Annotated in this window: 9 protein-coding genes; 4 read left to right on the top strand and 5 right to left on the bottom strand. The window is 46.2% G+C overall.

The annotated features are described in order from the left end of the window. Positions 1 to 365: 365 nt before the first annotated feature. A complete protein-coding gene (locus ACU37H_RS08335) occupies positions 366 to 1,844 on the bottom strand; it encodes a SusD/RagB family nutrient-binding outer membrane lipoprotein (RefSeq protein WP_472701986.1) in 1,479 nt (492 codons plus the stop codon). A gap of 11 nt (positions 1,845 to 1,855) precedes the next feature. After that, a complete protein-coding gene (locus ACU37H_RS08340) occupies positions 1,856 to 5,080 on the bottom strand; it encodes a SusC/RagA family TonB-linked outer membrane protein (protein ID WP_472701985.1) in 3,225 nt (1,074 codons plus the stop codon). A 314-nt stretch (positions 5,081 to 5,394) separates the two neighbouring features. Between ACU37H_RS08340 and ACU37H_RS08345 the strand changes: the two genes are divergently transcribed. Further along, a complete protein-coding gene (locus tag ACU37H_RS08345) occupies positions 5,395 to 6,288 on the top strand; it encodes a bifunctional 5,10-methylenetetrahydrofolate dehydrogenase/5,10-methenyltetrahydrofolate cyclohydrolase (RefSeq protein WP_472701984.1) in 894 nt (297 codons plus the stop codon). 153 nt (positions 6,289 to 6,441) lie between these two features. After that, complete coding sequence (locus ACU37H_RS08350; RefSeq protein WP_472701983.1) at positions 6,442 to 7,023, top strand: 7-carboxy-7-deazaguanine synthase QueE; 582 nt, start codon at positions 6,442 to 6,444, stop codon at positions 7,021 to 7,023. A gap of 353 nt (positions 7,024 to 7,376) precedes the next feature. Here the strand turns inward: ACU37H_RS08350 and ACU37H_RS08355 are convergent, their stop codons facing one another. The 3 genes from ACU37H_RS08355 to ACU37H_RS08365 all read right to left on the bottom strand — a co-directional run bounded on the left by ACU37H_RS08355 (position 7,377) and on the right by ACU37H_RS08365 (position 10,783). Next, entirely contained in the window at positions 7,377 to 7,592 is a 216-nt protein-coding gene (locus ACU37H_RS08355; RefSeq protein ID WP_472701982.1) for a hypothetical protein, read from the bottom strand. Positions 7,593 to 7,703: 111 nt separating this feature from the next. Further along, a complete protein-coding gene (locus ACU37H_RS08360; protein ID WP_472701981.1) occupies positions 7,704 to 9,506 on the bottom strand; it encodes an ABC transporter ATP-binding protein in 1,803 nt (600 codons plus the stop codon). Between the two features lie 104 nt (positions 9,507 to 9,610). Next, entirely contained in the window at positions 9,611 to 10,783 is a 1,173-nt protein-coding gene (locus ACU37H_RS08365; protein ID WP_472701980.1) for an acetyl-CoA C-acyltransferase, read from the bottom strand. Positions 10,784 to 11,097: 314 nt separating this feature from the next. On the opposite strand from ACU37H_RS08365, the gene ACU37H_RS08370 reads away from it, so the two are divergent. Both ACU37H_RS08370 and ACU37H_RS08375 read left to right on the top strand, forming a co-directional pair. After that, positions 11,098 to 12,141: a quinone-dependent dihydroorotate dehydrogenase gene (locus ACU37H_RS08370; RefSeq protein ID WP_472701979.1), complete on the top strand. Its 1,044-nt coding sequence runs from the start codon at positions 11,098 to 11,100 to the stop codon at positions 12,139 to 12,141. 8 nt (positions 12,142 to 12,149) lie between these two features. Continuing rightward, positions 12,150 to 12,965, top strand: a complete 816-nt coding sequence (locus tag ACU37H_RS08375) for a TerC family protein (protein ID WP_472701978.1) — start codon at positions 12,150 to 12,152, stop codon at positions 12,963 to 12,965. Positions 12,966 to 13,196 lie beyond the last annotated feature (231 nt).

The raw sequence follows: 13,196 nt of genomic DNA on the forward strand, positions 1-13,196 counted from the left end.
AAAGTTATTATTCTATTAAAATAGTAGAAAAATATTAAAAAATTGATAATCAATCATTTAATAAGATAAAATCTAACATATTCTGGAAAAAAATATTGATAGCCGTCAATAACAGCGTTGCAACATCAAACGAATGTTAGCTTTTTGCTTTTTTCTAATCATTATCGCCTATCGTTAACAAATATTCATATAGCAGACAGACATCATTTGACAAAAAGGAGACTTTTGTTTTAATTTTTAGAAAAAAAACAGGTAATCTCAGGTCATTATTTAAAAAATGGAGTTGTTCTTCCCTTCATAGTTTTTCTAAAAAAATAGGCCGGTGTGTAACCGGCCTATATGCGTCTTGCACCAGGACTGCTCAATTAATTCACGTCCCAAAACACTTTAGTTGTTAAATTATCGCCGCCTATGGCGTCTGACGCTGCTCTCCAATTGGCACCGTTCACTGTTTGTTCATTGATCGGATAGGTCATTCTCACGGGAACTTTCCCTTCCGCCGCAGGTACGGCATTCGGTGCTGTCAAAGCCGGGTAATCTAATCTTCTGTAAAAATTCCACGATTCAAAAGCGCGGTTAAACATTGCGATGTAAGCCTGCCGACCAATCTTCTGCTTCCAATCGCCTGCCGCAGTTGCATAAGCAACGGCAGGCCTGGCCAGGTAGGCGGTAACTGCCGATCCCAAACCATATTGGTTAAAGGAGGCGGTAATGGCCGCGTTGTAGTAAGATGCTGCGCTTCCACCTACGGAAAATCCTCTTGCTGCTGCTTCGGCCAGATAGAAGTTAACCTCCGCTGCATCGAACAAATAGCCCGGCGCTTCAGGCAATACCAATTGCTCCCCGACATGTGAAAAGTCAGAATACATCTGGTTCGCCGCTCCCAGCTCGGCACCTCTATATTGTCCGTTTACGGTGGTGAAATAAACCGTCCGCCGGGGATCAGACAAACTGTTCATCATGTTTACAATCGTTTCTTCGACGATATAATCATCACGCCCGCTGGCGATCACGTTCGCATGTATCGGGTTGAATGTAGGAGCCCCAATGGTATAAGTAAATTCAACATTATTGCTATTCTCTTTGATCACGCCAGCTGCCACGGCACTTTCTACGGTGGTCTTTGCCAAGGCATTGTTAACGTCGGAAAGATTGATTCCGATCTTTAATTTCAATGAATTTCCAAAGAGCTTCCACGCTGCCACGTCGCCGCCCAATAAATATTCCTCAGCCTCGGTGAACGAACCTGCCGATACGTCTAATGCGGATAAGTCTGCATTTAAGCGTTCGATCAGGCTTTCATATACCGCCTCATCATCATCGTATTTCGGCAATACATTCTCCGGCGTCACGGATTCAGAATAAGGGATATCACCAAAAGAATCGGCCAATATCTGATAAGCATAAACCTGCAGGATATCGAGAATGGCTATTTTGTTTTGCTGTTGCTTGTCCCACTCACCCTGCGGTACGGAAGCCGGCTTTGCTTCAACATTTACGGCTGCTTTGGCAGACTCAAGGTTGCTTAACACATCGCCATACAGCGCATTCCAGTGGTTGTCGGGCACTCTCCTCGTTCCGGAAAAATTGAATCTTGCATCGCTAAAATAGGTGGTCATCGTCCAGTAGTGCTGGAAGAACCTGAATACGTTCAGGTTCACATCCGGCGTCGTCATCTGGTCCGTCAGCTCCCGTTGCGCGTTGGTCAGCAGCAGCGAAGGCGCCACTTCGTACGGTTTGCCATGGTCATTATTGAAGTCGGGGGTGTCTTTCACACAGCCCGAAATGATTATCGAAAAAACAATAGCCAGGGTGGCTGTTATCTTAAATTTTCTTAATTGCATTGCTTACTGATTTAAAAATTCAACTTAGCATTAAATGATATCACACGTGTTGTAGGCATTACCCCACTCTGATAACCTTGTATGTTACCTGAAGAAGTACCCGCTTCGGGATCTGCGAAGGGCACATTCTTATGAATAATCCAAAGGTTGTTACCCACCAGCCCCAAGGTGATACCTTTAATAACACCTTTCTTAAAAATATTATCACCCAATGTATAAGAGATATTGGCCTCCCGCAGCTTGACATAAGAAGCGTCATAAATGAATGCCTGATCGGGAGACACGTCAATATTACCTCCTAATGTTCCATATGCACTTGCATCTAACCGGATATCGTTGGGTGTACCGTCTTCTTTCACACCGGGGAAGATGACGCCGCCGCCTTCATCGATTGGGTTTCGCAACGGATTGCCCAGGTCATTTAAACCTGCTGTGTTCGGGTATAAGCCTGTCGACTGGCCGTACGCCTGATCGAGCGAGAAGAGATCACCGCCACTTTTCACGTCTATCAAAAATCCAAAGGACAGATTCTTGTAGCTTAATCGGTTATACACACCGCCTATCCAATCTGGTTGGATATTACCCAGCACCTGGTCCTGAACGTTGATATAAATACCATTTTCATCCACCACCGGCTGACCGTTTAAGAACTGGTATCCGATACCCCGGAAAGTCCCGTAAGGCTGACCAACAGTGGCATTCAGCGATGTCACCTGGAAATTTGCCAATTGGAGGTTTTCTCTTCCTTCGTTGAGAGCTACTACCTTATTCTTGTTCTTAGCCCAGTTAATATTCATGCTCCACTCGAAATTCGGTGTGCGCACGGGCACCACGCCCAAGGCTACTTCAATCCCTTTATTCTCCGTTTCGCCCGCATTCACCAACGAAAATGCGTAACCGGTGGCTGTCGACTGAGGCACGTTGAACAACAGATCTTTTGTATTGGTCTTATATAAAGATAGATCGACAGTCAGCCGCTTTTCGAGCATAGAAGCCTCGAGACCTACCTCCCAGCTTTTTTGTCTTTCGGGGCGAAGGCTTTCATAATCTACGAAAGTGTTGCTGTTGGACGCCATCGGATAACCTGCGATCAAACCATTGTTGCGCCTGAAGCCAGGTAAGCCCGGAGGAAGATCGTTACCCACTTCGGCGTAACTTAAACGCACTTTGGAAAAATTAAGCCAATCTGCGTTGCCATTTTTTCTCAGCAATTCTGAAAACACAAAACTGGAACCTAACGAGTAATACACATAGTCGCGGTTGTCCTTCGGTAAGGCGGTTGTTTCATCCCTTCTGATCGTTCCTTCCAGGAACAAGGTTCTTTTATAATCAGCTGAAGCCTGCGCATAGATACCTGATTTTTCTAGTGTGATATCGCCTTGTATGGGCGGGAAATATCCCACTGAATTGCCTAAGGTATAGAGTTTAGGGATCACCAGGCCACCAGTTGTTGAGGCTTCAAAATCTTCCTGGTGCGATTTGATGAACGTACCACCCGCCAGAAAATTCACAGCAAAATCATTGTTCACCTTCCAATCGTAGGTACCGATGAGGTCATAGGTTTGCTGAATGAATTTGTTAGTAAACAACCAATAGCCCGAGGTTTCTCCTGCAGCGGATTGGGCAACACCAAATTCTTCAGAATGGCTACCGATCGCTTTGCGGATCTCCTGTTTGCTGTTAGAGTAGTCGATCGTAGCACGACCCAACACATTCAGGTTATCGGTGATGTCCCAGCTCAGGTTCGCGCCGGTTAATATCCTTGTGCGATCATCTGTTGGAAAGTTTTCATAGCGATCCCAGTATGGATTATTCCAGAAGGCAGGCGCCAGGTTACCCTCCCATGGACGCGCCATATTCCAGGTCACATTTTCATGATTTCTGAAATATTCCTGCTCCAGCTCTTTAATGTCAACATTAACGGGCCACCACTGCCTGAAACCGGTAAGAATATTATCTCCGTAACCCACACTGTTTCTACCTATTGTGGACTGATCCACAAATGTTACAAATGCTGAAGATTTGAACCGGTCAGCGATTTGCCGGGAAAAGTTACCGTTAATAGTATTTTTTGCCAGGCGGCTGTTGGGCATAACGCCTGTTTCATAGTGATTCGTGTAAGTGAAATTGTATGTTGTATTTTCTCCCCCTCCATTAAAGTTCACGCTGTTAATAGTAGTAAAAGCTTTTTTGAAGAAAGTAGACGGATCATTAGCCGCTGCTACCCAGGGCGTTGCCTTGCCAAAGTTCGGGTTTCCGGGTGCAAATGCGTTCCATTGATACACCATCAAATTGGGATCGAACGCTGTACCGTAAGATGCATCGTCACCGGTAGAAGCGATCAGTTCGTTGACACCATCACCGTCCAGGTCCCGCTCTACGAAGCCAGGCCCGTAGCCTTGTCCGTATTGCTTTTGATAGGTAGGAAAGGTACTTTTATCAATACCTCCCACTGATACGGTTGAATTAAGCGTAACACCCACAGATTTGTTGAGCTTTCCTTTTTTCGTAGTGATCAACAAGGCTCCGTTAGAAGCCTGGCTACCATAGAGTGCAGTGGCAGCGGCACCTTTCAACACGTTGATCGACTCAATATTATTAGGATCGATATCAGATGCAGAGTTACCAAAGTCAATACCATCACGCCCTCTGGCAGCATCGCCTGTATTGAGGTTACTATTGGATACCGGCACCCCGTCTACCACGATGAGCGCCTGGTTGTTGTAAGAAATACTCTTTGTACCGCGAAGCACAATATTTGTGGAGCCCCCAAAATTCGAGTTGGTCTTAATGTCCAAACCGGCCACACGGCCCGATAAGTTGTTTAAGAAGTTGTTTGTAGGCCTGGAGTTTACTGCAGAGCCGTCGATCTGTTGCGACGAATAACCAAGCGCTTTCTTGTCCCGGGAAATACCCAGAGCAGTAACCACGACTTCGTCAATCGTCGTTCCTTCTCCACGCTTCAGTACGACTGTTGCCGCGTTAGAGGCGAGGACTTCCAGATCGGTAAAGCCGGCGGCACTCACTACAAGAGTAGCGCTGCTGTTCACTTTGATCGTGAACCGCCCTTCGGCATCAGCCGACACGGCATTTTGTGTACCTTTCTCAGTAACAGTAGCAAAAGGCACCGGAGCGGCAGTTTCATCGAGGATCTGGCCCGCAATGGTTGGCGTTTGAGAAAACGACAGGAACGGGCATGCGACAAGCATTGCCAGTAGCAATAGAATTTTCTTCATGAAAAAACTTTTTTGTTAAAAATTTTTGTTTTTAAACCGGATTAAAAAATGAATACGGACGTACGGTGCAAAAGGACTTTTTCTTAGAATTAAAGGGGAAAGTTATTCGATTTCTTAACAAAAAGAACACATTGGCGTTAATATTTTCACAACGCCGCTGCAATTATTCCAGGAATTTAAGCGTAATCAATTGTATGACAGTCGCTTTGAAATCCGGGACCTTCCTGCATTTATTGATCTGGATTAACGGCGAAAACTGACCTTGAACATGATATTTCGCTCGCGATTATTTTTTATGACCTCTAAAAAAACTTATGCATCTTTGCACGATGCAAATACTGGATGGAAAAAAAACGGCCAAAGCTATTTTAAACACGTTGAAAATCGATGTGGCACAACGTGCTGCAACCGGTAAGAAAGTACCACATTTAGCCGCTATATTAGTTGGGGCAGATGGTGCCAGTCAGACATATGTCAATTCGAAAGTTAAAACCTGTAACGATATCGGGTTTAATTCAACCATGATCGAGTATGAAGAAGATATCAGCGAGATGAAACTGCTGGATAAAATCCAGGAGCTTAACGAAGATATCTCGGTCGACGGCATCCTGGTGCAATTACCGTTGCCCGGCCACATTTCGGAAAAGAAAGTAATTGAAGCGATTGCAGTCACCAAGGATGTAGACGGATTCCATCCGGAAAATATCGGGCGCATGATCATGGGGGAACCGGAGGCTTTCATTCCGGCTACACCTTACGGTATCATGTTGCTGCTCGAACACAATAATATTAATACCAAAGGAAAACATGCGGTAGTATTAGGTCGCAGCAATATCGTCGGCCGCCCCATGAGTATCCTGCTAAGTAATAATGCGAATCCCGGCAACTGCACGGTAACCGTATGTCACTCAAAAACAGAGCGTCTCGAAGAAATCTGCAGTCAGGCAGACCTGGTGGTCGCTGCGATTGGGAAACCAGAGTTCCTGAAACCGGAAATGGTGAAGGAAGGAGCAGTGGTTATAGACGTAGGCATTACCCGTCTACCCGATGCCTCCAAAAAATCCGGTTATAGACTGGTAGGTGATGTTGATTTCGAGAAAGTAGCGCCTAAATGTTCTTTTATCACGCCCGTACCAGGTGGTGTCGGTCCCATGACCATCGCAGCGCTGATGAAGAATACGTATAAAGCCTGTGTTGAGAAGGATTAGCGGCTGTTCCTTTGTTAATTACGATCAACTTCATTTCCATAGTGACCACATGATCACTATGGGTTGTACATTGCAGTGATTTTACGCTCTAAACAAGATCCAGATACAAAAGTGATCAATCTTAAGCCAACAATATCATCCACATTGCCCGTGATGGAACATTTTTACACCATCCAGGGCGAGGGCTATCACCAGGGACGTGCCGCCTACTTCGTTCGGCTCGGCGGGTGTGATGTAGGCTGTGTCTGGTGTGATGTAAAAGAAAGCTGGTCACCCGAGGGACACCCGGTGATGACCGTGAACGAGATTGTTTCCGTGATCAAAGAATCAGGAACGCCTCTGGCCGTTATTACAGGCGGTGAGCCCCTGATGCATCAACTGGACGGATTGACCACCGCGATTCAAAAGGAAGGGATCGCTACCAATATAGAAACGTCCGGCTCCTCGCCGCTAAGCGGAAATTGGGACTGGATCTGTCTTTCACCGAAAAAATTTAAAGCGCCCTTGCCAGAAATATTACCGCGGGCCAATGAATTAAAGGTCATCGTTTATAACAAAAGTGATTTTGAATGGGGCGAAAGCTTTGCCAGGCAAGTGTCACCGGAATGCAAACTCTATCTTCAACCTGAATGGAGCAAGGCGGCGGCGATGACACCGCTTATTGTAGATTATATCAAACAAAACCCTCAGTGGGAACTCAGTTTGCAAATCCATAAATATATTGATGTGCCATAGGCAAGGCTTGCAGATGATGGCTGATAGTAAATAGTGATTATCGATCAAAGTCAACAGGCAAAAAAAGCACCCTTTATAGAAATAAAGGGTGCACTCTCGAAAACTATCTGCTTAAGGAAAACTATACTTGTTTGTTGGTGGGCATCCTCTCAAAAACTACCAGTATGTACTGATATAAAAAGCCAGAGAAACCCGATTGCTTTTGTTAACACAAAAATAGACGGCTCTTCAAATTAACGTTGTCGAAATCGGGAAAACCATTTACGAGATGCGGAAAAAGAAAAATCCATTCATGCAAGGGATATAAAAATATCCGGTGAATGAATGGATCCTGCGTTATTGTTACAAAGAATTTACCGCCTTCCTCTTCTGTATTTCTTTTGTTGGCCCGGCGCAAAGTGTTTTGCAGACTGGGCTCCGTAATATTTTTTAGCTTGTCCGGGCGGAAGGTGCCGGCTATGACCATAACCTGGCCCGCGATGATAATGAGGATGCGCACAGGACATGAGTCCAAACAGGAACGCCACTATAACAACCAGTGACAAAACCTTCATTGATAACCATTTCATAATTTTACTTTAACAGATGAATAGTCAAACGCTGTACCACATTACAACGTGATACACATTTATGACGGCCTTTATGCCTTGAGAACTGTTAATGATATTCAAATATTAAAGTCAATTATAGTACCTGGCAATTTTCTCGATATTTAAACTCCTGGCAGACGCATCGAAGATCTCCTTATATACGCCCTCTTTCCTGATCAGCTCGTCATGCCGGCCCGATTCCACCAGGCGCCCTTGCTTTAGCACGTAGATGGCATCTGCATCTACAATCTGCGAAATCGAGTGCGAGATAATAACGACCGTCCGGTTGGCTTTAATAGCGTCCAGGCTGTTCTTGATCTGCTCGGCAGCAATAGCGTCGAGGCTGGCAGTAGGTTCGTCCAAAAAAATGATCGGCGGATCTTTCAAAAATAATCTTGCAATAGCAATCCGTTGTTGCTGGCCACCGCTAAGCAACTGTGCATCGCTTTGATATTGATCAGGCAGCTCCATGATCTGATCATGCAGATACGCTTTTCTTGCCGCCGCTACTACTTCTTCAGAAGAGGCACCCATTTTTCCATAGCGTATATTCTCTTCTATCGTTCCTTTGAAAATGTGATTTTTTTGAAGGACCAAACCAATATCGCTGCGCAGCGAACTGTTGTTATAGGACCTCAGATCAAGACCATCTAATAATATCCCGCCACTGTCCGGCTCATAAAATTTGTTGAGCAGATTCAGGATCGTGCTTTTTCCGGCGCCACTCAGGCCCACGAGTGCCGTAGTTTTTCCCCGTTCGATCCTGAGACTTACGTGGTGCAAGGCCTTGGTACCATTGGGATACGTGAAGGTCACATCCCGCATTTCAAAGTTGCCTTCCAATTCAGCCACGTGATGAGTGCCCACTTGCTCTACACTTCCGTCGTCTTCGATGATCTGGAAATATGCTTCAGCATAAATGAAGGCATCATTCACCTCGTCGTAAATACGGTGAAGCTGGCGGATCGGCGCTGATACGTTGTTGAATAGCATGATGTGCAACATGATCGCACCGATGCTGATTTGATGATTGAGCACCAGGTAAGTGGTCAGAATAATGATCAGCACCACTCCTATCTGCTCCACAAAAGTCTTCACCCCGTCGTAAGTAAAATTGGTTTTGCGGGTGTATAATTGATCGTTGGTCAATTGTTGTTGAATCACCAGCTGCTTTCTCTCTTCCACATCTTCTCTTACAAAACTTTTGATCACCGTCATGGACTCAATCAGGTTGAGCAGTCCATTGCTTTTATTTTCTCTTCCTCTGCGCAGCTGCCTTCTGACGCCCTGTAACTTTTTGGCCTGTCGCGCGCTTACGTAGAAATAAGCCGGCAGGATGGTGATAGCCACGAGACCCACGTACACGTTCGCCATAAACATGATCACCAGGGCCAGTATGGAATTGCAGAACAACGGAAGGATGTCAATAAAAAAATTCTGAACGAGTCTTGTTAGGCTTTCTACACCCCGATCGATCCTTGTCTGCAGCTTTCCTGATTGATTTTCGGGAGCGGTAAAGAAACGCATCTGGTAAGTGAGTATTCGCGTAATGGCTTGCTGCGCAAGACTATTGCTGACATTGATCCTTATCTTTTCCCCGTAAAATTTTTGCCCGAATTGTATAAACACATTCAACACCTCTTTCGCTAATAAGACTACCGATATAAAAATCAGCAGCCTCGCTCCTTCTTTCATCGGATTGACGGCGGGCAACAGTGCATCGACATGATCCACCGTATATTTAAGGATGAGCGGATTCACCTGAGCAGCCAGGGCACCGATCAGCGTCAGCGTCAAAGTGCCGGCAACCATTTTCCGGTAAGGCTTTACAAAAGGCCATAACTGCTTTACGATATTGACCAGGTTTAAGGTTTTAGTAAACGGTTTAGCCATTTGTTGATGACAGTTTTTTTGTTGGACGTTGAAACAGATCAAAACTTTTAAAAAAAAGAGCCGCTAAAAGCAGCCCTCTTATCAATATGCAGTAACGGTGCGAATTACAACCGCTCAATGATTCCCGCGATGCCCTGTCCGCCACCTACACAGGCAGTAACCATACCATATTTTTTATTTAACCGCTTCAGGTCGCCCAGCAGTTGTATCGTCAGTTTGGTTCCTGTACATCCGAGCGGATGGCCCAGTGCGATGGCACCACCGTTGATATTTACTTTTTCCGGATCGAGTTGAGCTTCCTGTATCACCGCCAGCGATTGCGAAGCAAAGGCCTCATTTAATTCTATCAGATCAATATCGTTCAAACTTTTGCCGGCCTGTTGTAATGCCTTAGGAATGGCCGCAACCGGCCCTATACCCATGATGCGAGGATCCACACCGGCTACAGCCGAGGAAACGAGGCGGCCAATCGGTTGCAGTTGCAATTCATTCATCATCTTTTCACTCATCACGATCACAAAGGCAGCACCATCGCTGGTTTGTGAAGCATTACCCGCTGTAACAGTACCTCCTGCAGCAAATACCGGCTTAAGCCTGGCCAGCGCTTCGAGAGACGTATCAGCTCTGGGCCCCTCATCTGTGTCTACTGTATAACTTTTCTTTTGCCTTTTTCCTTTTTCATCCAGGTAGATCTCTTCCACGTTGACAGGTAAAATACCCTCCTTGAAATATCCTTTGCTGATGGCTTCTATAGCTTTCTGATGCGAGTTATAACTGAATTCATCCTGTGCCGCTCTGCCGATCTTAAAATCTTTAGCCACTGCCTCGGCAGTTAAACCCATGTTGAGGTAATAGTCGGGCGCGTCACTGGCGATATTAAAAGAAGGAACCGTCTTCCATCCCGATGCCGGCACCAGGCTCATGCTTTCCGTACCACCGGCGATGATGCAATCGGCCATACCCGTTCTGATCTTGGCGGTGGCCATGGCAATGGTTTCGAGGCCCGACGCGCAATAACGATTAACAGTAACACCTGGCGTATCAATGCCCAGTGCTCTTGCCGCTATAATGCGGCCCACCTGCAACCCTTGCTCCGCTTCAGGTACGGCGTTACCTACAATGACGTCATCCACCCGGCTGGCTTCCAGCTGAGGCACACTTGCCATCAGTCCGCGGATCACCTCTATAGCCAGGTCATCCGGCCGGTAAAAACGGAATCCACCCTTTTTGGCTTTTCCGACCGCTGTCCTGTAACCTGCAACAATATATGCTTCCATAGTGTCGATTTTATTTCTAAAAATAGTTGCATAAACAACTTTATACCTCAAATTTAAGAAAAATTGAGCAGTTTATAGGTAGTGGTTGATAAGTAACCGTGTCAGATGGGACACACAGCCTGATACGATTTTCAGGCAGGGTCATACACATCTCTCAGGACTTCGCAGACTCCTGTGCTTCCTTCAAAAACCTTTTTCATGCGGCGTCCATCTGAACGAACGGGCGGGCAATGCTGCTGCCACCTGTTCTGCTGCGGGTATTTGAGTCAGAAATCTCAAATCATAAATCTGAAATGGAAGTATATTTGCGCCCAATGTATTCTTTACTTCGAAAATTGTATTTTTTATTCCCTCCGGAACAGGCCCACTACATGGCGATGAACCAGCTGCGCCTGCTCGCTGGGTCGAAACTGGGAAAAAAGATCGTTAGTGCCGCAGCAGCCCCATCACGGGTCCATGAAACCCGGTTTCTACATATGGTACTGAAAAACCCGGTAGGCTTGGGCGCGGGATTTGATAAGAACGCCAGATTTCTGAACGAACTGGAAGCGCTGGGTTTTGGCTTTGTAGAGATCGGAACGGTAACACCGTTGGCACAGGAAGGCAATCCGCAACCGAGGTTGTTTCGTTTGCCCGAGGATAAAGCGCTGATCAACCGCATGGGGTTTAACAACGACGGAGCGGACGTGATTGCGGAAAGGCTACGGCTCTGGAGAGAAAAAAAGGCGGGCAGCTCTGAAAAATATCCATTGATCATCGGGGGGAATATTGGAAAGAACAAAGTGACTCCCAACGAAGATGCCTGGAAGGATTATGCCACCTGCTTCAACAAGCTACATCACTACGTCGATTATTTTGTAGTGAATGTGAGCAGTCCCAATACGCCGGGCTTGCGGGAGTTGCAGGAAAAGGAGTCGCTGCGAAAGATTATCTGGAACCTGGCCATGATCAACAACGGAAAGGCAACGGCGAAGCCGATCCTGTTGAAAATCGCACCGGATCTGACACAGGCGCAGATCGACGACGTGATTGCCCTTGCCGGCGAGGTAAAGCTCGACGGCCTGGTGATCAGCAATACCACGATCGACCGCAGTGGATTGAATACGCCGGTGGCCGTGCAGGAAAAGATCGGCGCGGGCGGATTGAGTGGTAAACCGGTGCGCGCAAGAAGCACGGGCATTATTGAATATGTGTATAAACAAACGGGTGGGTCGATTCCCATCATTGGCTCGGGTGGTATTTTTACCGGCGTCGATGCGAAGGAGAAAATGGCCGCAGGCGCTTCGCTCGTGCAGGTATGGACCGGCTTTATCTACGAAGGGCCTGGCATTGTTAAACAAATTTGTAACGCTTTATAATATCATTTATGGATCTGCTCTTTATATCTGGTTCAGAATTGTTCACCTTTGAGTCATTGATCAGCTTTGTCATCCTTGTAGTACTGGAAGTGGTGCTGGGAATCGATAATGTCATATTTGTAAGTATCATTCTTAACCGGCTGCCGGAGCAGTTGCAAAAGAAGGCACGCCGCACCTGGATGATCACTGGTATTATCAGTCGCTGCTTGTTATTGGGAGCGCTGAGCTGGCTGCTGGCACAAAAGGGTAAATACATCATTCCGGAAAGCTGGTTTGGGAAAGGCTTTGACCTGGCGAGCATTGTCATGCTGGTGGGAGGATTATTCCTGATCTATAAGTCCGTTAAAGAGATCCACCACAAGCTGGAAGGGGAAGATCCGAATGAAACCACGCAGGCGAAAAAGAAACTGAGCTTTGGACAGGCTATTGCACAGATCATGATCATTGACGCGGTCTTCTCATTTGATAGCGTTATTACAGCGGGCGGAACCGCTAAACACCTGGAGATAATGATCGGCGCTGTAGTGGTGGCCATGATCGTGATGTTTACCTTCAGTCCGAAGATCGCAGCCTTTATCCAAAAACATCCTACTTTGAAAATGCTGGCTTTGTCGTTCCTGGTAATGATCGGTGTCAGCCTGATCGTGGAAGGATGGAATTCGGAAATGGCTCATGAGCTGCACCTCAAAAACTACATTTACTTCGCGATGGCTTTCTCCTTCATTGTGGAGCTTCTAAATATGTTTATGCGCAAGAAGACGGCGCCGGTGGTGCAGTTAAAATCGCCTTCGCTTGAAAATGCGGACGCCAGCAAGAAGAATTGATATTGCATGAAGCCTCCCTTCAGCCGGAGCAATAACGATAAACAGGGCCTTGTAAAGGGGCCCTTTTCTTTTGCGCGCAAGGCTGAGTTGTTTGCTAAAACGCAGGCTATCAGCACACTTTAGGATTTAATTGACAGTGTAAATAACGCTTTGGTAATACTAAACGATCTTTTTATGCGTTTATAGTTAATATGTCAGGAAGAATACATAAATTTACTCCTATTTCTTACC

This window comes from Niabella sp. ZPM-14 (assembly GCF_055693045.2).